Annotated in this window: 19 protein-coding genes and 1 pseudogene; 15 read left to right on the top strand and 5 right to left on the bottom strand. The window is 71.0% G+C overall.

What is annotated here, in order from left to right; translation table 11 throughout:
- Positions 1–281: 281 nt before the first annotated feature.
- The 5 genes from ACPXBU_RS13720 (at position 282) to ACPXBU_RS13700 (ending at position 4,899) form a co-directional block, all read left to right on the top strand.
- A complete protein-coding gene (locus ACPXBU_RS13720; protein WP_393366202.1) occupies positions 282–971 on the top strand; it encodes a 50S ribosomal protein L25/general stress protein Ctc in 690 nt (229 codons plus the stop codon).
- 87 nt (positions 972–1,058) lie between these two features.
- On the top strand, positions 1,059–1,652 hold the full coding sequence (pth, locus tag ACPXBU_RS13715) for an aminoacyl-tRNA hydrolase (RefSeq protein WP_393366204.1): 594 nt from the start codon (positions 1,059–1,061) through the stop codon (positions 1,650–1,652).
- 134 nt (positions 1,653–1,786) lie between these two features.
- Complete coding sequence (locus ACPXBU_RS13710; RefSeq protein WP_393366206.1) at positions 1,787–2,617, top strand: inositol monophosphatase family protein; 831 nt, start codon at positions 1,787–1,789, stop codon at positions 2,615–2,617.
- Positions 2,618–2,692: 75 nt separating this feature from the next.
- Positions 2,693–3,604: a sulfate adenylyltransferase subunit CysD gene (cysD, locus tag ACPXBU_RS13705; RefSeq protein WP_357241383.1), complete on the top strand. Its 912-nt coding sequence runs from the start codon at positions 2,693–2,695 to the stop codon at positions 3,602–3,604.
- Complete coding sequence (locus ACPXBU_RS13700) at positions 3,604–4,899, top strand: sulfate adenylyltransferase subunit 1 (RefSeq protein WP_393366208.1); 1,296 nt, start codon at positions 3,604–3,606, stop codon at positions 4,897–4,899. Before cysD ends, ACPXBU_RS13700 begins: the two co-directional genes overlap by 1 nt.
- A gap of 254 nt (positions 4,900–5,153) precedes the next feature.
- On the opposite strand, the gene galK is transcribed toward ACPXBU_RS13700, so the two are convergent.
- Both galK and galE read right to left on the bottom strand, forming a co-directional pair.
- On the bottom strand, positions 5,154–6,323 hold the full coding sequence (gene galK / locus ACPXBU_RS13695; protein ID WP_425758287.1) for a galactokinase: 1,170 nt from the start codon (positions 6,321–6,323) through the stop codon (positions 5,154–5,156).
- A complete protein-coding gene (galE, locus tag ACPXBU_RS13690; RefSeq protein WP_393366212.1) occupies positions 6,320–7,306 on the bottom strand; it encodes a UDP-glucose 4-epimerase GalE in 987 nt (328 codons plus the stop codon). The genes galK and galE overlap by 4 nt, the downstream gene beginning before the upstream one ends.
- A 195-nt stretch (positions 7,307–7,501) precedes the next feature.
- On the opposite strand from galE, the pseudogene ACPXBU_RS13685 reads away from it, so the two are divergent.
- The 6 genes and pseudogenes from ACPXBU_RS13685 to ACPXBU_RS13660 all read left to right on the top strand — a co-directional run.
- Positions 7,502–8,506 (top strand): annotated as a pseudogene (locus tag ACPXBU_RS13685) (hemolysin family protein); the annotation flags it as partial.
- A gap of 198 nt (positions 8,507–8,704) precedes the next feature.
- Positions 8,705–9,730, top strand: a complete 1,026-nt coding sequence (trpS, locus tag ACPXBU_RS13680; protein WP_393366214.1) for a tryptophan--tRNA ligase — start codon at positions 8,705–8,707, stop codon at positions 9,728–9,730.
- A 13-nt stretch (positions 9,731–9,743) separates the two neighbouring features.
- Positions 9,744–10,325, top strand: a complete 582-nt coding sequence (locus ACPXBU_RS13675) for a 2'-5' RNA ligase family protein (protein WP_393366216.1) — start codon at positions 9,744–9,746, stop codon at positions 10,323–10,325.
- Between the two features lie 79 nt (positions 10,326–10,404).
- The gene (locus ACPXBU_RS13670) at positions 10,405–11,331 is read left to right on the top strand and encodes a YihY/virulence factor BrkB family protein (RefSeq protein ID WP_393366218.1); all 927 of its coding nucleotides are present in this window, start codon (positions 10,405–10,407) and stop codon (positions 11,329–11,331) included.
- Positions 11,332–11,348: 17 nt separating this feature from the next.
- Positions 11,349–11,717 carry a GntR family transcriptional regulator gene (locus ACPXBU_RS13665; protein ID WP_425758286.1) on the top strand — a complete coding sequence of 123 codons (369 nt, stop codon included), beginning with the start codon at positions 11,349–11,351 and terminating at the stop codon, positions 11,715–11,717.
- Positions 11,718–11,797: 80 nt separating this feature from the next.
- Positions 11,798–12,235, top strand: a complete 438-nt coding sequence (locus ACPXBU_RS13660; RefSeq protein WP_393366222.1) for a hypothetical protein — start codon at positions 11,798–11,800, stop codon at positions 12,233–12,235.
- Positions 12,236–12,247: 12 nt separating this feature from the next.
- Here ACPXBU_RS13660 and ACPXBU_RS13655 read toward each other — a convergent pair whose 3' ends face one another.
- From ACPXBU_RS13655 to ACPXBU_RS13645, 3 genes are all read right to left on the bottom strand, one after another.
- Positions 12,248–12,619, bottom strand: coding sequence for a VOC family protein (locus tag ACPXBU_RS13655; protein WP_425758285.1), 372 nt, complete (start codon positions 12,617–12,619; stop codon positions 12,248–12,250).
- Between the two features lie 207 nt (positions 12,620–12,826).
- Entirely contained in the window at positions 12,827–14,461 is a 1,635-nt protein-coding gene (locus ACPXBU_RS13650) for a glycoside hydrolase family 13 protein (RefSeq protein WP_425758284.1), read from the bottom strand.
- A gap of 32 nt (positions 14,462–14,493) precedes the next feature.
- Positions 14,494–15,540, bottom strand: a complete 1,047-nt coding sequence (locus tag ACPXBU_RS13645) for a LacI family DNA-binding transcriptional regulator (protein ID WP_393366228.1) — start codon at positions 15,538–15,540, stop codon at positions 14,494–14,496.
- A 202-nt stretch (positions 15,541–15,742) separates the two neighbouring features.
- Here ACPXBU_RS13645 and ACPXBU_RS13640 point away from each other — a divergent pair, with 202 nt between their 5' ends.
- From ACPXBU_RS13640 to ACPXBU_RS13625, 4 genes are all read left to right on the top strand, one after another.
- On the top strand, positions 15,743–16,084 hold the full coding sequence (locus ACPXBU_RS13640) for a hypothetical protein (protein ID WP_355031947.1): 342 nt from the start codon (positions 15,743–15,745) through the stop codon (positions 16,082–16,084).
- Positions 16,085–16,361: 277 nt separating this feature from the next.
- The gene (locus tag ACPXBU_RS13635; RefSeq protein ID WP_425758374.1) at positions 16,362–17,429 is read left to right on the top strand and encodes a BMP family lipoprotein; all 1,068 of its coding nucleotides are present in this window, start codon (positions 16,362–16,364) and stop codon (positions 17,427–17,429) included.
- A 187-nt stretch (positions 17,430–17,616) separates the two neighbouring features.
- On the top strand, positions 17,617–19,224 hold the full coding sequence (locus ACPXBU_RS13630; protein WP_425758373.1) for an ABC transporter ATP-binding protein: 1,608 nt from the start codon (positions 17,617–17,619) through the stop codon (positions 19,222–19,224).
- Complete coding sequence (locus tag ACPXBU_RS13625; RefSeq protein ID WP_425758283.1) at positions 19,221–20,579, top strand: ABC transporter permease; 1,359 nt, start codon at positions 19,221–19,223, stop codon at positions 20,577–20,579. Before ACPXBU_RS13630 ends, ACPXBU_RS13625 begins: the two co-directional genes overlap by 4 nt.

Genomic DNA, 20,579 nt, shown 5'->3' with positions numbered 1-20,579 from the left:
ACTGGGGGAAACGGGGCTGGCGCGCTGGCGGGAACACCGTCGGCGCGGCGGCTCGGAGCTGTGACCGGGGACTGCCGGAAACCCTGGAAACAGCTCGGGTAGACTGGTGCGGTTGCCACGGCGAGGGTGCCCGGCGGGCCGCTGAAAAGCGCCGCACGGAGGCACCGTCATCGACGCGGTGCTCCGGGCAGTCGTTCATGACGCATGAGCCCCAGCGAGCCCCTCGCCCCAGCACCGCCAGACGACAAGCCGCCGCAGCGAAAAGCATCAGGAGTTTCCCCGTGTCCGAGGTAAAGATCAGCGCCGAGCCCCGCACCGAGTTCGGCAAGGGTGGTGCCCGCCGTACCCGCCGGGCCGGCTTGGTGCCCGCCGTGCTTTACGGCCACGGCGAGAAGCCCAAGCACATCGCGCTGCCGTCGCGGGAGTTCGCCGCCGCGATCCGTAAGGGCGGCGCCAACCAGCTCTTCGCGATCGACATCACCGACGGCACCCAGGTGCTGGCGCTGCCGAAGGCGATCCAGCGGGACCCGATCCGGGACACCTTCGAGCACGTCGACCTGATCCTGGTCCGCCGGGGCGAGAAGGTCACCGTCGACGTTCCGGTGCAGCTGACCGGCGAGGCCGCCCGCGACACCCTGATCGTGCACGACCACGACACCCTCTCGGTGACCGCCGACGCCACAAAGGTTCCGGACCACCTCGAGGCGTCGATCGAGGGCCTGGAGGCGGGCAGCCAGGTGACCGCCGCCGACGTCGAGCTGCCGTCCGGCGTCGAGCTGGTCGCCGACTCGGAGCTGACCGTCGCATCGGTGACCGCTGCCCCGACCGCCGAGCAGCTTGAGGCGACGCTGCCCGAGGTCGAGGCGGCCACCGACGAGGCTGAGGCCGAGGTTGGCGAGACCACCGAGGGCTCCGAGGGTGCGGACACCGCCGAGGGCGGAGAGACCACCGAGGCGCGTACCGAGGCCTGATCGGTTCGTACTCTGCGACAGGCGCTCCCGACGTTCGGGAGCGCCTGTCGGCGTATCGGGTGGGATGAGCGTCGGAAGGGACGGGTCGTGACGGACGAGGTGGCGGGGCCGTGGCTGGTGGTCGGCCTGGGCAACCCGGGTCGGGAGTACGCCGGGAACCGGCACAACGTCGGGTTCATGGTGGTCGACCTGCTGGCCGGGCGACTGGGCGCGCGGTTCGGCCGGCACAAGCGGGCGGTGGCCGAGGTGGCCGAGGCGCGACTGGGATTCGGTGGGCCGAAGCTGGTGCTGGCGAAGCCACTGACGTACATGAACCTCTCCGGTGGCCCGGTGGCCTCTCTGGCCCAGTTCTACAAGGTGCCGACGAGCCAGGTGATCGCGGTGCACGACGAGTTGGACATCGACTTCGGCCAGGTGCGGATCAAGTTCGGCGGCGGCGAGGGCGGGCACAACGGCCTGCGCTCGATGTCGAAGTCGTTGGGCACGAAGGACTACGCTCGGGTCCGGTTCGGCGTCGGTCGACCGCCGGGGCGGCAGGATCCGGCGGATTACGTGCTGTCGGATTTCGGCACGGCAGAGCGCAAGGAAGTGGATTTCCTGGTCGACCGGGCTGCTGACGTGGTGGAGTCGGTGATCGTCAAGGGCGTGGAGCCGACGCAGAACCTCTACCACGGGGGCTGAACCGGGCGAGGCGTACCGGATCGGAAACGGTTGGCCGGTAGTCTGCGCCTTTCGGCGTGCCGCGACCGGCGACGTGGTCGCGGCGAATCGGTCCGTGCGGGCACGGGTCGCGGCGAGGCGACAGGAGCGGGCAGATGACCAGTCCTCCGATGATCGACGGCGCGTTCGCCCGATGGTTGGCGTCCCGGGCCGGGCAGGCGCTGCTCGACCTGCGCGCCGAGATGGGCTTCGCGGACGGTGGCGCGCTGAAGTCGGCCGGGGACAAGGTGTCGCACGACCTGATCCGCACGGAGTTGGCGAAGTGGCGGCCCGGCGACGCGGTGCTCTCCGAGGAGGACGAGGGGTCGCGGTTGGCCTGGGCGGCGGAGGTGAACGCCGGGGCGGTGTCGCGGTTGACCTCGGACCGAGTGTGGATCATCGATCCGCTGGACGGTACCCGCGAGTTCTCCGAGGAGGGCCGCTCGGACTGGGCGGTGCACGTGGCGCTCTGGGCGCGCAGCGCGCCGAGCCCACACGGGCTGGTCGCCGGGGCGGTGGGGCTGCCGGCGCAGCACCGGGTGCTGGGCACGGACTACCCGCCGGCGTACCCGCCGATGACTGTGGAGGCCGCGACGGCCGGCGTGCGGAAGATCCGCCTGGCGGCCAGCCGGAGCCGACCGCCCGTCTTCCTGACCGACCTGGCCGAGGACGTCGGCGCGCATCTGGTGCCGATGGGCTCGGCCGGCGCGAAGATCGCCGCAGTGGTCACCGGCGAGGTCGACGCGTACATCCACGCCGGTGGGCAGTACGAGTGGGACTCGGCGGCACCGGTTGCTGTGGCGACGGCCACCGGACTGCACGCTTCCCGGATCGATGGATCTGCGCTGAAATACAACGAGGCGGATCCGCGCCTGCCGGACCTGCTGGTCTGTCGCAAGGATCTCGCCAGCCGGTTGCTTGCAGCGTTGCAGAGACATTCCGGGTAGCCTGAGCGCACTTTCTTGACATGTCCGACCGGAAAGGTCTGGAAATCGGATGAGCGAGCGAATCGAGCCGGTGTCATGACCACCCCCGCCGCCTACCGGGTCTCCCACCTGGACGCCCTGGAGGCGGAGAGCATCTTCGTGATGCGCGAGGTGGTCGCCGAGATGGAACGCCCGGTGCTGCTCTTCTCCGGCGGCAAGGATTCGATCGTCATGCTGCGGTTGGCGCAGAAGGCGTTCGCCCCGGCCAGCATTCCCTTCCCCGTCATGCACGTCGACACCGGGCACAACTTCCCCGAGGTGTTGGAATACCGCGACCAGCGGGTCGCCGAGCTGGGGTTGCAACTCGTGGTCGCGAGCGTGCCGGAGGCGCTGGCCAGCGGCATGGTCCGGGAGTCCGGCGACGGGATGCGCAACCGGATCCAGACGCCGGTGCTGCTGGACGCGGTGGAGAAACACCGCTTCGACGCGCTGTTCGGCGGCGCGCGCCGCGACGAGGAGAAGGCGCGGGCCAAGGAGCGGGTGTTCAGCTTCCGCGACGAGTTCGGCCAGTGGGACCCGAAGAACCAGCGACCGGAGCTGTGGTCGCTCTACAACGGCCGCCACCACCCGGGCGAGTCGATCCGGATCTTCCCGCTGTCCAACTGGACCGAGCTGGACGTCTGGCACTACATCGCCCGGGAACGCATCCCGCTGCCCTCGATCTACTACGCGCACGAGCGCGAGGTGATCGAGCGCGACGGCATGGTCTACGCGGTGAACGAGTTCTTCCGCCCCCGCGCGGGTGAGGAGCGGTTCAAGGCGCAGGTGCGCTACCGCACCGTTGGCGACGCCTCCTGCACCGCGGCGGTCCGCTCCGACGCGGACACCGTGGAGAAGGTCATCGAGGAGGTGGCGGCCACCCGGATCACCGAGCGCGGCGCCACCCGTGGTGACGACCGGGTCAGCGAGGCCGCCATGGAGGACCGCAAGCGGGAGGGCTACTTCTGATGAGCACCGAGATCATGGCCCCGGCCGCCGAGGCGCGGGCGATGGACCTGCTGCGCTTCGCCACGGCCGGCAGCGTGGACGACGGCAAGTCGACACTGATCGGCCGGCTGCTCTACGACACCAAGTCGCTCTTCACCGACCAGTTGGCAGCGGTGGAGGCGGTCAGCGCGGCCCGCGGTGACGAGTACACGAACCTGGCACTGCTCACCGACGGTCTGCGGGCCGAGCGGGAGCAGGGCATCACCATCGACGTGGCGTACCGGTACTTCGCCACCCCGCGCCGCAAGTTCATCATCGCCGACACCCCCGGGCACATCCAGTACACCCGCAACATGGTCACCGGGGCGTCCACCGCCGACCTCGCGTTGATCCTGGTGGACGCGCGCAAGGGCCTGGTCGAGCAGTCCCGCCGGCACGCGTTCCTGTGCTCGCTGCTGCGGGTGCCGCACCTGGTCCTCTGTGTCAACAAGATGGACCTGGTGGACTGGTCGCAGGAGGTCTACGAGCAGATCGCCGACGAGTTCACCGCGTTCGCCGCGAAGCTCGACGCACCGGACCTGACAGTGGTGCCGATCTCCGCGCTGCGCGGCGACAACATCGTCGCCCGCTCGGAGAACATGCCCTGGTACGAGGGCCCGTCGCTGCTGCACCACCTGGAGCGGGTGCACATCGCGAGCGACCGCAACCTGGTCGACGTCCGGTTTCCGGTGCAGTACGTGATCCGGCCGCAGTCCACCACTGTCACCGACTACCGCGGCTACGCCGGACAGGTGGCCTCCGGGGTGCTCAAGCCGGGCGACGAGGTGATGGTGCTGCCGTCCGGCTTCACCAGTCGGATCTCCGCCGTGGAGACCGCCGACGGGCCGGTGCCGGAGGCGTTCCCGCCGATGTCGGTGACGGTACGGCTGGCCGACGAGATCGACATCTCCCGGGGTGACCTGATCTGCCGGCCGAACAACGCGCCGGCGGTGGCCCAGGACATCGAGGCGATGGTCTGCTGGATGGACGAGACGGCCCCACTGCGGGTCGGCGGTCGCTACGCGATCAAGCACACCACCCGGTCGGCACGGGCGATCGTGCGGGGGTTGCACTACCGGTTGGACATCAACTCGCTGCACCGCGACGAGTCGGCCGACGAGTTGCGGCTCAACGAGATCGGCCGGGTGCGGCTGCGGACGACGGTGCCGCTGCTCGCCGACGAGTACCGCCGCAACCGCACCACCGGAGGCTTCGTCATCATCGACGAGACCACGAACCGCACGGTAGGCGCCGCCATGATCGTCGAGGCCACCTGACCCCGAGGTCCGGCCCGCCGCCCCGCCGGCGGCCCGCCGCGCGGCGGTCCTCCGGCCGCCGGCAAGATCGCGCCGCCCCGCCGCCCGCCGCCCGCCGCCCGCCGCCCGCCGCCCGCCGCCCGCCGCCCGCCGCCCGCCGGCCGCCGGCAAGATCGCGCTCGATCCACGAAGTAGTGGCCTCGCCCAACGGGCGAGGCCACTACTTCCATGTTCGAGCACGATCACCCCGACCCATCTCCCGACGGGGTGGGGGGTCAGGGCAGGCGGGTGGCGCCGGGGGAGGGGAGGACCGTCAGGGTGCCGGGGGCCGTGAAACCTCGCTCGGCGTAGGCGGCCTCGACGGCGGCGGCGGTCTCGTCGGCGCGGTCGGCCTCGATCAGGGCCAGGACACAGCCGCCGAAGCCGCCGCCGGTCATCCGGGCGCCGAGCGCGCCGGCCGCCAACGCCGCCTCGACCGCCGTGTCGATCTCCGGCACGGTGATCTCGAAGTCGTCGCGCATGGAGACGTGCGACGCGGTGAGCAGCGGGCCGATGTCGCGGACCCGGGCCGCGCGCAGCAGCGCCACGGTGTCCAGTACGCGTTGGTCCTCGGTGACCACGTGCCGGACCCGTCGCCGAGTCTCCTCGTCGTCGAGCTGGGCCAGCGCGGTGTCGAGCTGGTCGACACCCACGTCGCGCAGCGCGGCGACGCCGAGCGCGGCGGCCCCGGCCTCGCAGGAGCGGCGGCGGGCCGCGTACTCACCGTCGGCGTGCCGGTGCGGCGCCCGGCTGTCGATGACAAGCACCGCGAGACCGGCGGCGTCCAGGTCGAACGGGATCTGCTCGACCGACTCGTCGCGGCAGTCCAGGAAGAGGGCGCGCCCGGCACGGCAGCGGATCACCGCGGACTGGTCCATGATCCCCGTCGGGGCGCCCACGTAGACGTTCTCCGCCCGCTGCGCCAGCCGGGGCTGGAGCTCCGCGGGCAACTCCAGCCCACCCAGGTCGAGCAGGGCAGCCAGCACGGCCGACTCCAACGCGGCCGAGGAGGAGAGCCCGGAGCCCAGCGGCACGTCGGAGGCGATCGCCAGCCGTGCGCCCGGAACCGGATGGCCGGCCTCGCGCAGCGCCCAGACCACCCCGGCGACGTACGCGCCCCAGCCGGTCACCCGGCCGGCCTCGGCGACGTCGTCCGCCCCGAAGGTGATCGTCTCGTCGGACAGCTCGGACCAGACCGTCCACTGCTCCGCGTCCTGCCGGTCGGCGGCGACGACGGTCCGCAACGGCAGCGCGAAGGGCAGCACGAACCCTTCGTTGTAGTCGGTGTGCTCGCCGATCAGGTTGACCCGGCCGGGAGCCGCCCAGCGGCCGGCGGCCTGGCCGCCGTACCGCGTGGTGAAGCCGGCGGCGGCCCGGTCGGCGACGGCACGCGTGGGGTCGGTCACGGCTGCTGCTCCAGGATGTGCGTGCGGTAGAAGGCCCAGGCGTCGCCGACCATGTCGTGCAGGGTCGGCTTCTGCGGCACCCAGCCCAACTCGTCGCGGGCCAACGCGGAGGAGGCGACCAACTCGGCCGGGTCACCCTCGCGGCGCGGGGCCACCTCGACGGGCAGGTGGTGCCCGGTGACCTCGCGGACCACGTCGGCGACCTGGCGGTTGGTGAAGCCGTTGCCGTTGCCCAGGTTGTAGATCCGGTGTTGGCCGCTGGTGGCCGCGTCCAGCGCCAGCAGGTGCGCGCGGGCCAGGTCGGCGACGTGGATGTAGTCGCGGACGCAGGTGCCGTCCAGGGTGGGGTAGTCGTCGCCGAAGAGCTGGAGCTTCTCCCGCCGGCCGGCGGCGACCTCGAGCGCGATCGGGATCAGGTGCGTCTCCGGGTCGTGCCGTTCGCCGAGCGCGACGTCGCCGTCGAGATGGGCGCCCGCCACGTTGAAGTAGCGCAGCGACACGGCGGCCAGCCCGTGCGCGATCGTCTCGGAGGTGAGCACCATGTCGGCGGCGAGCTTCGTGGCGCCGTACGTGTTCGTGGGCGCCTTGACCGCGGTCTCCGGAATCGGCAGCTCGGTGGGGTTGCCGTAGACGGCCGCGGTGGAGGAGAAGACCATGCGGGGCACCCCGGCGGCCCGGACCGCGTCGATCAGGGCGAGCGTGCCGACCGTGTTGTTCTGCCAGTACAGCTCCGGCTTGACCATCGACTCGCCGGCGGCGATCAGGGCCGCGAAGTGCAGCACCCCGTCGAAGCCGGCGTCGGGGGTGAGGACGCGGGCGGCGTCGTGGATGGACGCCTCGACGTGGGTCGCGTCCGGGGCGAGTGACTCGCGGTGCCCGGTGCGCAGGTCGTCGAGGACGACCACCTGGTGACCCGCGTCGAGCAGCATCCGGGTCACTACGCTGCCGATGAAGCCGGCGCCCCCGGTGACGAGCAGTTTCACGTCGTTTGCCTCCTGCCTGGCCCGCCCGGGACGTGGCCTTCGCTGATCACCCTAGGGTGGCGGCCGGTGCCCGAACCGACGGCACCGCCAACCTCATTCCATCATAAACTCTCATGATTAAACAGAGCCGAACATGTCGGGTACGCTCCGCCCGATTCCCGGTGCGGCGAGCAATCGGTGTCTACCATCTCTGTCATGCGGGAAGCGGCCCGTACCGGGCTCCGGCGACGCGTGCGGGTGCGACCCCGCCGCGACCCCGGGCCGCTCGCCCGAGCCGTGGCCCGCGTGCTGGTCCGCACCGCCGACGGCGCTTCCCGACTCGTCACCGACCTGCTCGGAGCCGGTCCGGCGGCCGGCCGGGAGCGCATCACCGAGGCCGAGTTGCGGGACCTGGTGGCGGCGAACACGCTGCTCGACCCGGACGAGCGGCGGATCATCGACGAGGTCCTGGTGGCCGGCGCCAGCCTGATCCGCGAGGTGATGATGCCGCGCACCGAGGTCGTCTTCCTCCCGGCGCGGCTCACCATCACCGAGGCTGCCCGGCTGGTCCGCGCCGAGACGCACACCCGCTACCCGGTCACCGACGGCACCCACGACGACGTGGTCGGCTTCGTGCACCTCCGGGACGTGCTGCTGCGCCCGGACGCCGATCCGTGTGCCACCGTCGGCGAACTGGCCCGGGAGGTGAAGCGACTTCCCGGTAGCAAGCGGGTGTTGCCCGCGCTGACCGAGATGCGCCGGGAGGGCCAGCACCTGGCGGTGGTGGTCGACGAGTACGGCGGCACCGCCGGCATCGTCACGCTGGAGGACCTCATCGAGGAGTTGATCGGCGAGATCCGCGACGAGTACGACACCCCGCCGGACCCGGTGCACGCCGGCCTGCCGGCCGTGGTGGACGGCCGCCTCAACCTCGCCGACTTCGCCGAACGGACCGGGGTGGCGCTGCCCGTCGGGCCGTACGAGACGGTCGGCGGTTTCGTGATGGCCGCGCTGGGTCGGCTTCCGGTGACCGGCGACGAGGTGCCGGTGCCCGGTGAGCCGGCCGACGTCGGCGGGCCGGATCCGGCCGACCCGCCGGAGGGCTGGCTGCTGCGGGTCCTCGCGCTGGACGGCCGTCGGGTGGCGCGGCTCGCGGTCTCCGCCGTCCGCGTGCCGGACCAGCGCCGCGAGCAGGACACCGGGCAGCGCCGCGAGCAGGACACCGGGCAGCCCCGCGAGCACGGTGTCGGGTCGGCGCGGGAGACGGTGGCCGGGCAGCGCCGTGGGTCGCTTGCCGGGCCGACGCGACGGGTCGGTCCGGGCGCGCCACCCGAGGTCAGCGCCCCGACACCGGCGGGCCGTGGCCGACCCGCCGGCCCGTCATGACGGACCCGCTTGCTTGCTGACAGAATTATCGCCATGTCCGACGTTCCCGCCCGTCCCCGCGTCTTCTCCGGCATCCAGCCGACGGCCGACTCGTTCCATCTCGGCAACTATCTGGGCGCGGTGCGGCACTGGGTGGCGTTGCAGGACACCCACGACGCGTTCTACTGCGTGGTGGACCTGCACGCCATCACCGCGGGGCACGACCCGGCGCTGTTGCGGCAGCGGACGCGGGTGGCCGCCGCCCAGCTCTTCGCGGTCGGGCTCGACCCGGATCGCAGCACCCTGTTCGTGCAGTCGCAGGTGCCCGAGCACCCGCAGTTGGCCTGGGTGCTCGGCTGCATCACCGGCTTCGGCGAGGCCAGCCGGATGACCCAGTTCAAGGACAAGTCGCAGAAGCAGGGCAACGAGCGGGCCAGCGTCGGGCTGTTCACCTACCCGGTCCTGCAGGCCGCCGACATCCTGCTCTACCAGGCCAACGCGGTGCCGGTCGGCGAGGACCAGCGCCAGCACCTGGAGCTGTCCCGGGATCTGGCCCAGCGGTTCAACTCGCTGTTCGGCCCGACGTTCACGGTGCCCGCGCCGCACATCGTCAAGGACACCGCGAAGATCACCGACCTTCAGGACCCGACGGCGAAGATGTCCAAGTCGTCGTCCTCGCCGGCCGGCATCATCGACCTGCTGGAGGATCCGGCCCGGTCCGCGAAGAAGATCCGGTCGGCGGTGACGGACACCGGTCGGGAGATCGTCTTCGACGCCGAGACGAAGCCGGGCGTGTCCAATCTGCTGACCATCTACTCGGCGCTCAGTGGCCGCGGGATCGACGACTTGGTGGCCGCGTTCGCGGGCCGCGGCTACGGCGACCTGAAGAAGGAGCTGGCCGAGGTGGTGGCGGAGTTCGTCCGTCCGGTCCAGGAGCGCACCCGCGCCTACCTCGACGACCCGGCGCAGTTGGACAAGCTGCTCGCCGCCGGCGCGGAGAAGGCCCGCGCGGTGGCGGCGGCGACCCTGAAGTCCACGTACGAGCGGGTCGGGTTCTTCCCGCCCGTGCGCGGCGAGTAGCTCCGCGGGACAGGTGAACGGGTCGGTGGCCGGAGGGGCGGCGCGAAGCGTGGATCGCAGTGGCGGGGTGCCGCCGACCGGCGACACCATCCAGATCGGCATCGCTGTGGACATTCCCGAGCCCTGGGGTGCCCAGCTCACCCGGCGGCGGGTCGAGGCCGGCGACTCGCTCGCGGTGCCCGCACACGTGACGTTGCTCGGGCCCACCGAGATCCGGTCGGCCAGCCTGCCCGCAGTCGAGCGGCACCTGGCCGACGTCGCCGCCACACACCTGCCGTTCGCGCTGCACCTGCGGGGCACCGGCACGTTCCGTCCGGTCACCCAGGTCGTGTTCGTCGCGGTGGCCGCCGGCATCAGCGAGTGTGAGTTGCTGGCCGCCGCCATCACCGCGACGCCGGACCTTCACCGCAAGACCCGCTTCCCGTACCATCCGCACGTCACCGTGGCGCAGGACGTGGCACCGGAGACCCTGGACCGGGTGTACGAGGATCTGGCCGACTTCTCCGCGATGTTCGAGGTCGACGCGTTCACCCTCTTCTCGCACAGCGGAGAGGCTCGGTGGCAGCCGCGTCGGGACTTCCGCCTCGGCGCCTGACCCGTCGGCGACGCGCCGGCAGGTGCGCATCGGCAGCCGGTTGCCACGACGGCGGTGGGAGATCGGCGAGGATGATCGCGTGAACGTGATCGGCTGGATCGAAGCGGGCATCGACCGCTGGGTGAGCGCCGCGCGCCACCGGTCGGGGCTCTTCGATCACGTGTGGCGCGCCGGCGCCCTGTACGGGGAGGTGCTGGCCGGGCGGCTGGCCGCCGCGATCGCCTACTACGGCTTCTTCGCGGTGTTCGCCCTCGCCCTTGTCGCGTTCTCCATCTTCGGCGCGATCCTGGAGGACAACGACGACGTCAGCGCCGCGGCAGCCGACTTCCTCAAGGAGAACCTGCCCTTCCTGGACGCCGAGCAGATCGCCAACTCCAGCGGCACGGTCGGTGTGGTCGGCCTGGTCATCCTGGTCTTCACCGGCATCGGCTGGGTGGAGGCCATCCGGTCCTCGCAGCGGCTGATGTACCACCTCAACCAGCAGCCGGGAAATCTGGTGATCCGGCGGTTGGTCGACCTGGGCGTGATGATCGGCATCTTCGTGCTGCTCGGCGTCTCGGTCGCGGCGGTGGACGCGCTGGAGTCGTTCCTGCGCTTCCTGCTGCGCAGTACCGGGTCGGTGGGTCTCACCACGGTCAGCGCGGTGCTCAGCGTGCTCGTCAACGCGGTCCTCGCCACCGCGTTGCTGCTCGCGGTGCCCCGGCTGCGGATGAGCCGGTCCCGGCTGCGCCCGGTGGTGCTGCTGGTGGCGGTCGGCATCACCCTGCTGAACACGGTGGGGCGGTACTACGTGGTGCGTACCGAGCGTAATCCGGCGTACACGGTGGTGGCCGGTGCCGTCGGTCTGCTGCTCTACCTCTATCTGCTCAACCAACTCGTGCTGTTCGGCGCCGCGCTCCTCGCCACCAGCAGGAACGGGCGGGTGGTGGACCTGGCCGAGGCCGCCGCCCCGGCGGGCGTGGTCGACGAGGACACCGATCCCGGTACGCCAGGTGGCGCGAGTTGAGGACGGAAGGTGTGCGGATGCTGATCTCGGTCGACCCGGACTCGTCGGTGCCCCCGTACGAGCAGGTCAGGGGGCAGCTCGCCGAGCTGATCGGCGACGGTCGGCTGCCGGTCGGGTGCCGACTGCCCACCGTCCGGCAGCTCGCCGCCGACCTCAGCCTGGCCGTGAACACGGTGGCTCGGGCGTACCGGGAGTTGGAGGCCGCGGGGCTGCTGGAGACCCGCGGGCGCAACGGCACCTTCGTCGCCCCCGGCCGGGACGACGCCGTGGATCGGCTCCAGCGGGCGGCGGCCGGCTACGCGGCCGAGGCGGCGCGGCTCGGCGTGCCGCCGGCCACCGCGCTCGCCCTGGTCCGCGCCGCCCTGGATGCCGTCCGCCCCGGCTGACCGCCGCAGGTCGCCCACCGGACGGGCGGAAACTGAGCCGAAAGGCGTCGGCGCTCGCGTTAGCGGACCATGATGAGCCGGTGGGCGCACTCATGACACTTGACCTGCCGGCCGACTCGCCGCTCCTCGGGCTGCCCTGGATCATCACCTTCGGTCCGCTCGGTGACCTCGACGAGTGGGAGCCGGTCGTCTGCGGGCCGTACGAGCGGCCGCACGCGTTGGCGCTGGCCGAGGCGGTGGTGGCCGAGGAGCAACTGATGGCGGTGGTGGAGCCGTTGCTGCCGGCGCTGTCCGCCGACGAGATCCGCAGTGAGATCGCCGCCGCCCAGGTCGCCGCCGAGGACGAGGCCCGCCAGGTCGAGGGGGCCGATCTGTACGGCGACTTCGAGGACGTGATCGACGAGGAGTTGGACGCCGCCGCCGACGAGGCTGGCCACGGTGCGCCCGCCGAGCCGCCGGACGAGGCCGAGGTACGTGCCGGCCTCACCCGGATCGCGGCGCTGCTCACCGCGAAGTGAACCCAGCGGGCGTCAGCGGGTCGGCGGGCCGTCCAGCACGCAGAACTCGTTGCCCTCCGGGTCGGCGAGCACCGTGAACCCCTCGGTCCCGGTCTGCCCGACGTCGACGTGCCGGGCACCGAGGCTCAGCAGCCGTCGTACCTCGGCCTCGGGGTCAACGTCCGCGACCAGGTCGAGGTGCAGCCGGTTCTTGCCCCGCTTGAGGGTGGCGGAGCCCTGCAACCACACGGTGGGCGCGGCGGCCGACGACTGCTCCGGCGGCCAGAGCTTGGCGCTGCCGTCGTCGCCCTGCTCGACCTCGTAGCCGAGCGCCGCGGACCAGAACGCGACCATCACGTCCAGGTCTTCGACGTCGAGTGTGCACTGCGCGACCCGTACCCCCATGGGTTCACCTCCGTAGTGACGGTGCCCGATGCGGTACCCGCGACGGCGGCCGGCAACACCACCGGCGGCACACGGACACCGGCGCCACGCGGAGCGGACTCCGCGTGGCGCCGGTGACACCTCACCCCCCACCACAAGGGGCCGGTAGCCCAGTCGCCCGTCGGCGCGGGGCACAACGAACGACCAGGTCGAGAGGTTGTTACCCGCTCAGCGCCGTTGTAACCAGACAGCCGCGTCGACGGGCAGCAACCGGCCGGCGTCCGGCCCGGTGAGCGCGTCGCTGGCGACGAGCGGCAGACCGTACCCGTCGATCGGGACCGGTGCGCCGCTGAGGTTGACCACGCAGGTCAGTGCGCTGTCGCCGGCGTCGCGGGCGAAGGCCAGCACGCCCGGCTCGCTCTCCAGCCAGGTGATCCCGTCGGCCTCGTCGGCCAGCGCCGGGTGCTGGTGCCGGATCCGCAGCGCGGTCCGGTACAGCTCCAACGTCGAGTCGGGCACGCCGGTCTGCGCGGTGACGGACAGGGCCCGCCAGGTTGCCGGGGTGGGCAGCCAGCTCAGCTCGCTGCCGGCCGGGCCGAAGCCGTACGGGGCCAGCTCGCCGCTCCACGGGATGGGCACCCGGCAGCCGTCGCGGCTCTCGCCGGTGCGCAGGAACGCCGGGTCCTGGCGCAGCTCGTCCGGAAGGTCGAGGACCTCCGGCAGGCCCAGTTCCTCGCCCTGGTAGAGGTAGGCGCAGCCGGGCAGGGCGAGCATCAGCAGGCTGGCGGCGCGGGCCCGGCGCAGCCCTTCGACGCCGTCGCCGTAACGGGTGACGTGCCGCTGCTTGTCGTGGTTGGACAGCACCCAGGTGGTCGGCGCCCCGACGACGCTCGCCTCGGCCAGAGCCGTGTCGATCACCTTGCGGAACGAGTCGGCCGACCAGGTGGCGTCGAGGAAGTCGAAGCTGAACGCCTGGTGCAACTCGTCCGGGCCGATGTAGCGCGCCAGGCGCTGGGGTGTCTCGGCCCACGCCTCGGCGACCGCCATCCGACCGCCGGGGTAGCTGTCCAGGATGGGCCGCCAGGCGCGGTAGATCTCGTGCACCTCGTCCTGGTCGAAATACGGGAGGCGGCCCTTGCCGAGCAGTTCGACCTGACGCTGGCCGGTGGTCGTCGTGCTGAAGCCGACGTCCGGCAGCCCCTCGGCCTTGATCATGCCGTGCGCCACGTCGACGCGGAATCCGTCCACGCCCCGGTCCAGCCAGAACCGCAGCACGTCCTCGAATTCGGCGCGGACCTCCGGGTGCCGCCAGTTCAGATCCGGTTGCGCGGGGTCGAACAGGTGCAGGTACCACTGGCCGTCCGCGACCCGGGTCCAGGCGGGGCCGCCGAAGATGCTCTCCCAGTCGTTCGGGGGCAGCTCGCCGTGTGTGCCCTGGCCCTCGGCGAAGAGGTAGCGGGCCCGCGCCGCCGAGCCGGGGCCGGCGGCGAGCGCGGCGGTGAACCACGTGTGTGCGTGGGAGGTGTGGTTGGGCACCAGGTCGACGATGATCCGCAGACCGAGGGCGTGCGCGTCGCCGATCATCGCGTCGAAGTCGGCGAGGGTGCCGAACATCGGGTCGACGTCCCGGTAGTCGGCGACGTCGTACCCGCCGTCGATCATCGGGGAGGTGTAGAAGGGTGTCAGCCAGAGCGCGTCCACCCCGAGGTCGCGCAGGTACGGCAGACGTTGCCGGATGCCCTGGAGATCGCCGGTGCCGTCGCCGTCGCTGTCGGCGAAGCTGCGGACGTACACCTGGTAGACGACCGCCGAGCGCCACCAGTTGTGATCATCGGTGCGGGGTGGGGTGGCGGTGCTGATCATCGGAGCAATATGCCGCCCGGCAGCTGCAAGAGTCAAGCAGATCTTGCGTAAGGCAGACGTGCGGCGCTCGGCACGACGGCGGTGGAGCCGCGCACCACCAGCTCCGGGCGGAACAGGTACTCCGAGTGCGGAGCGCCGTACCCGTTGATCTCGTCCACCAGCGCGCGGACGGCGGCCACCGCCATCGCGGCGACCGGCTGCCGCACGGTGGTCAGCGGCGGGTCGGTGAAGGCCATCAGCGGCGAGTCGTCGTAGCCGACCACGGAGACGTCGGCGGGCACGCGGAGGCCGCGTTGGCGGGCCGCCCGGATCGCGCCGAGCGCCATCAGGTCGGAACCGCAGACGACGCCCGTGACACCCCGGTCGAGCAGTCGGCCGGCGGCCGCCTCGCCACCCTCCACACCGAACAGCGACAGCTCGGCGAGTGGGTCGAGGTTGGCCTCCGCGACACCCGCGAGTCGGGTCATCGCGGAGCGCCAGCCGGCCACCTTGCGCCGCACCGGAACGAACCGGTCCGGGCCGGTGATCAGGCCGATCCGTCGGTGCCCGAGCGCGACCAGGTGGGCGACGGCCAGTTCGGCGGCCTCCCGGTCGTCACAGGAGACGAAGGGGGCGCCGACGTCCGGCACGTGTCCATTGATCATCACGATCGGCAGCGGTCGGGCGAGCAGCGCCCGGTAACGGTCGTGGTTGGCGGCGGTGTCGGCGTGCAGACCGGAGACGAAGACGATGCCGGAGACCTGCCGGTCCAGCAGCATCTCCACGTACTCGTCCTCGGTCACGCCGCCGGCGGTCTGGGTGCAGAGCACCGGGGTGAACCCGCTCTGCGCCAGGGTCGACTCGATGACCTGGGCGAAGGCCGGGAAGATCGGGTTGTCCAGCTCCGGCACCACGAGGCCGACCAGCCCGGCGCTGCGCTTGCGCAGCCGGGCCGGGCGCTCGTAGCCGAGCACGTCAAGTGCGGTGAGGACGGCCTGCCGGGTCTCCGCTGCCACGCCGGGGCGGTCGTTGAGCACCCGCGACACCGTGGCCTCGCTGACTCCGGCCTGCTGGGCGATGTCGGACAGTCGAGCGCGCATGGCGGCACTTTAGCCCACCGGCAAGTTCTTGCGAGGCGCTCTGCAAACCATTGCAACTCCGGCAACAAGTTGCCGGCTGCGGCTTCCCTGGCTCGCCGACACGACACGCGGCCGGGGCCCGCGGCAGCGCCGAGGGGCGCCGACGCGCCGACCGGTCGGACCCCCTACTACAAAGTGTCGTTGATGGGGGAGGATGGGCGACGTGGAAGCGCTGCGACTCATCCTCCTCTATGTCCACCTGATCGGCTTCGCCCTGCTGCTCGGCGGCTCGATCGCCCAATACATCAGTGGCCGGCTGCGGATCAACCCGGCGATGCTCTGGGGGGCGGTGATCCAGTTGCTGACCGGGCTCGGCCTCTCCGCGCCGCTGCGCGACGGCGACGAGCCGGCACCCGCGAAACTTGTGACGAAGTTGGTCATCGCGTTGCTGATCTTCGTCATGGTCTTCTTCTCGCGGAAGCGGGACGTGGTAAATCGCGGTCATTTCCTCGCGATAGTCGGTCTGACCCTGGTCAACGCGGCGGTCGCGGTCTTTTGGCGGTAACGTCCGAGGGGGGCCGCCGCCCCCGGGAAACGGACGTTAGGGACGCCTGGACACGCCGTTACCAGCGCCAGGAGTGACGTGCCCCACGCAAGGGTTACACCCGGGTAACAGGCGCTCAACAGTCGTGCACGATTGTCGGCCGGTGGGTGGGCGCGGGCGTACGCTCCCGTCCGTAACGTGGGACAGCCGGCGGCACACCGCAGGTCGGCTGATGGGCTGCCACCGCACTAGGCGCGGTGAGCAATGGGAAGGAGACGTCTTGCGCTCGGTGCGTGGGATGCGGATCGCCTCGATCGTCGCGGTGGGTGGGCTCGCGCTCACCGCCGCCGCTTGTGGCGAGGCCCCCAAGGATGACAACAACGCCGGCAGTGGCGCCAAGAAGTTCAGCGCCTGCATGGTGACCGACGTCGGCGGCATCGACGACAAGTCGTTCAACGCCTCGGCCTGGAAGGGCCTGCAGGAGGCCAAGGCCGCCAACGACAATATCGACATCAAGTTCGTCGCGTCGAAGGCGCAGGCCGACTACGAGCCGAACCTGACGCAGTACGTCAACCAGAAGTGCGACTTCATCCTGGCTGTCGGTGGCCTGATGGCCGACGCCACCTCGAAGATCGCCAAGGCGAACCCCAACCAGGAGTTCGGCATCGTCGACGCGAACCCGGGTGACGCCAACGTCTACCCGATGCAGTTCGACACCGCCCAGGCCGCGTTCCAGGCCGGTTACCTGGCCGCCGGGATGACCAAGAGCGGCAAGGTCGCCACCTACGGCGCCCTGCCGATCCCGCCGGTCACCATCTTCATGGACGGCTTCGTCGACGGCGTGACGTACTTCAACACCACCAAGAAGAAGAACGTCCAGGCGCTGGGTTGGAACAAGGAGACCCAGAAGGGCTCCTTCACCAACGACTTCGCCAAGCAGGACGAGGGCAAGAAGGTCTCCGACGCGCTGGTCGCCCAGGGCGCGGACATCATCATGCCGGTCGCCGGCGGCTCCGGCCTCGGCACCACCGCCGCGGCCAAGGCCTCGGGCGGCAAGTACAGCACCATCTGGGTGGACGTCGACGGCTGCCAGAGCACCCCGGACTGCTCGGCGATCATCACCACCGTGGTCAAGAACATCCCGGAGGCCGTCAAGGAGGCCGTGGTCAAGGCCGCTGGCGGTGACAAGCTGCCGGCCAAGCCGGGCTTCGTCGGCACCCTGGCCAACAACGGTGTCTCGCTCGCCCCGTACCACGACTTCGACAGCAAGGTCCCGGCCGAGCTGAAGGCGGAGATCGACAAGATCAAGGCCGACATCGCCGCCGGCACCATCACCGTCACCTCGAAGGCCCAGCCGACCAAGTGACAACCGGCCGGCCCCTCCGGTGAGATCATCGGGGGGTCGGCGGGGACAGGTACGACCGACCGGCCGCTCTGGCCCCGCGGGTGACCGTGGGGTCGGAGCGGCCGATCGCGCACCACGTCAACCAGGCCGCTCCGGTCGGTTCGACGGCAGCTAGGCTGCACCATCGCTCGCACTCCAGGAGGTTGCGCTGAGACTCGAACTGCGCGGCATCACCAAGCGGTTCGGTGATCTGGTCGCCAACGACCACATCGACCTGACGGTGGAGCCTGGAGAGATTCACGCCCTGCTCGGCGAGAACGGCGCGGGCAAGTCGACACTGATGAACGTGCTCTACGGGCTCTACCAGCCCGACGAGGGCGAGATCCTGGTCGACGGCGAGCCGCTGAAGCTGAAGGGCCCGTCCGACGCGATCGGCGCCGGGATCGGCATGGTGCACCAGCACTTCATGCTGGTGCCGGTCTTCACCGTCGCCGAAAACATCATGCTCGGCGCCGAGCAGACCAGGGGCGGCATCGCCGGCTTCCTGGACCGGCGTCGGGCCCGGCGCGAGGTCACCGAGGTGTCCGAGCGCTACAACCTGCGGGTCGACCCGGACGCGGTGATCGAGGACCTGCCGGTCGGCATCCAGCAGCGTGTCGAGATCGTCAAGGCGCTCACCCGCGACGTCGACCTGCTCATCCTGGACGAGCCGACCGCCGTGCTCACCCCGCAGGAGACCGAGGAACTGCTGACGGTCATGCGGTCGCTCAAGGCGGCCGGCAAGTCGATCGTCTTCATCACCCACAAGCTTGGCGAGGTCAAGGCCATCGCCGACCGGATTACGGTGATCCGACGCGGAAAGACCGTGGGCACCGCGTCGCCGGAGGCCAGCCGGGACGAGCTGGCGGCACTGATGGTCGGGCGCAACGTCCGGCTGACGGTGGACAAGGTCCCGGCCACTCCCGGTGAGCCCGTGCTGGAGGTGGCCGGGCTCGTCGTCGACGACGACCGGCAGATCCGCGCGGTCGACGGGGTGGACCTGACCGTGCGCGCCGGTGAGGTGCTCGGCGTGGCGGGCGTACAGGGCAACGGTCAGACCGAACTGATCGAGGCGATCATGGGCCTGCGGCCGGTGCTCGCCGGCACGGTCAGCCTGGTCGGCGACCGGATCGACGGCTGGAAGCCCAAGAAGGTGCTCCGGGCGGGCGTCGGCTACGTGCCCGAGGACCGCAGCGTGGACGGCCTGGTCAAGGAGTTCAGCGTCGCGGAGAACCTGGTGCTGGACATCTACGACCGGCCGCCGTTCGGCGCCGGGCTCGCGCTGAAGCCGGACGCGATCGCCGCCTCGGCGAAGGAGCGGATCGAGCAGTTCGACGTCCGCACCTCATCGGCCGACGCGGCGGTGGGCACCCTCTCCGGCGGCAACCAGCAGAAGGTGATCGTGGCCCGGGAGCTGTCCCGGCCGCTGAAGCTCTTCATCGCCGCCCAGCCGACCCGCGGCGTCGACGTCGGGTCGATCGAGTTCATCCACAGCCAGATCATCCGCGAGCGGGACATCGGCACCGCCGTCATGGTGGTCTCCAGCGAACTCGACGAGGTGATCGGGCTGGCCGACCGGATCGCGGTGATGTACCGCGGTCGGATCATCGGCATCGTCGGCCCGGACACCCCGCGTGAGGAGATCGGCCTGTTGATGGCCGGCATCAGCCCGGACGTGGCCCACGAGCGCAACCCGGACGCCGTGCCCAGCGACGGGCCGGCCACCGACGGGAGCCCGGCGAGCGACCCGGGCTCCGCGAGCGAGGACGAGGCATGACCAACCCCCCCAACCCGCAGTCCGGCTCGCCGGACAAGGAGCCGGCGAGCGAGGCGCAGGCCGCGCAGAACACGCTCGGCAACACCGAACGGGCCGAGGTGGCGACGAAGCCGGGCAGCCCGGCGCCGCAGCAGAAGCCGAGTCTGGGCCGGTTGTTCATGGACAACCTCTGGGCGGCGAACACCTTCACGGTGACCCTGCTGTCGCTGGTGCTGGCGATCGTGGTCGGCGCGGTGCTGATGATCGTTTCCGATCCGACGGTGCTGTCCACCTACTCGTACATCACCTCCCGACCGTCCGACGCGATCAACTCCAGCTGGACGCTTGTCAGCGAGGCGTACGCGAACCTGTTCAAGGGCTCGGTCTTCGACCCCGAGGCGTTCTCCGCCTGGGCGGACGGCACCGGTAGCTGGCAGGCAGTTCTCGCGCCGATCTCCGAGACGCTCACCTACGCCGCGCCGCTCGTCTTCACCGGCCTGTCGGTGGCGCTGGCCTTCCGAGGCGGCCTGTTCAACATCGGCGCCCAGGGTCAGGCCACCATCGGCGTGATCATGGCGGCTCTGGCCGGCTTCCTGCTGCCCCTGCCGCCCGGCCTGCACCTGCTGGTGGCGGTGCTGGCCGGCGCGCTGGGCGGGGCGATCTGGGGTTTCATCCCCGGCATCCTCAAGGCCCGCGCCGGCGCGCACGAGGTGATCAACACGATCATGCTCAACTACGTCGCCACGTACTTCCTCACCTGGTTGATCGTGCAGAACGGCGTGCAGGACCCGACCCGTACCGACGCGATCAGCAAGGCGGTGGACACCTCCGCCCAGCTGCCTCGGCTGCTCGGCGACAACCTGCGGGTGCACGCCGGCATCCTGCTCGCCGTGCTGGCCACCTGGGCGGTGGCCTGGCTGCTGAACCGCTCGACGCTCGGCTTCGAGCTGCGCGCGGTCGGCGCCAACCCGGACGCCGCCCGCACCGCGGGTATCAGCGTCACGCGGACGTACATCCTGATCATGGTCTTCGCCGGCATCCTGGCGGGTCTCGGCGGCTCGAACATGGTGCTCGGCTCGACCGCCAGCGCGTTGACCCCGCTCGTGGTCGCGCAGATCGGCTTCGACGGCATCCTGGTGGCCCTGCTGGGGCGGGTGAAGCCCTGGGGGGTGCTGCTCGCCGCGTTGCTGTTCGGGGCGCTGCAGGCCGGTGGCAACCGGATGCAGTCGTACTCCGGGATCTCGCTTGAGCTGGTGACCGTGCTGCAGGCGCTGATCGTCATCTTCATCGCCGCGCCGGCCCTGGTGAAGGCGATCTTCCAGCTCCGGGCCGCGCGCGCCGCCCGGTTGCAGACGAGCCTGGCGAAGGGCTGGTAA

The sequence above is a fragment of the Micromonospora sp. DT231 genome (genome assembly GCF_049847025.1).
Taxonomy (GTDB): domain Bacteria; phylum Actinomycetota; class Actinomycetes; order Mycobacteriales; family Micromonosporaceae; genus Micromonospora.
This window is presented reverse-complemented; position numbering and strand designations above follow the sequence as displayed.

What these genes read in the sequence shown, in the direction of transcription:
- ACPXBU_RS13625 (WP_425758283.1), top strand. Translation starts at nt 19,221, where the DNA reads ATGACCAACCCCCCCAACCCGCAGTCCGGCTCGCCGGACAAGGAGCCG.
- ACPXBU_RS13710 (WP_393366206.1), top strand. Translation starts at nt 1,787, where the DNA reads ATGACCAGTCCTCCGATGATCGACGGCGCGTTCGCCCGATGGTTGGCG.
- ACPXBU_RS13655 (WP_425758285.1), bottom strand. Translation starts at nt 12,619, where the DNA reads ATGGGGGTACGGGTCGCGCAGTGCACACTCGACGTCGAAGACCTGGAC.
- trpS (WP_393366214.1), top strand. Translation starts at nt 8,705, where the DNA reads ATGTCCGACGTTCCCGCCCGTCCCCGCGTCTTCTCCGGCATCCAGCCG.
- ACPXBU_RS13665 (WP_425758286.1), top strand. Translation starts at nt 11,349, where the DNA reads ATGCTGATCTCGGTCGACCCGGACTCGTCGGTGCCCCCGTACGAGCAG.
- cysD (WP_357241383.1), top strand. Translation starts at nt 2,693, where the DNA reads ATGACCACCCCCGCCGCCTACCGGGTCTCCCACCTGGACGCCCTGGAG.
- ACPXBU_RS13635 (WP_425758374.1), top strand. Translation starts at nt 16,362, where the DNA reads ATGCGGATCGCCTCGATCGTCGCGGTGGGTGGGCTCGCGCTCACCGCC.
- ACPXBU_RS13645 (WP_393366228.1), bottom strand. Translation starts at nt 15,540, where the DNA reads ATGCGCGCTCGACTGTCCGACATCGCCCAGCAGGCCGGAGTCAGCGAG.
- ACPXBU_RS13650 (WP_425758284.1), bottom strand. Translation starts at nt 14,461, where the DNA reads ATGATCAGCACCGCCACCCCACCCCGCACCGATGATCACAACTGGTGG.
- ACPXBU_RS13700 (WP_393366208.1), top strand. Translation starts at nt 3,604, where the DNA reads ATGAGCACCGAGATCATGGCCCCGGCCGCCGAGGCGCGGGCGATGGAC.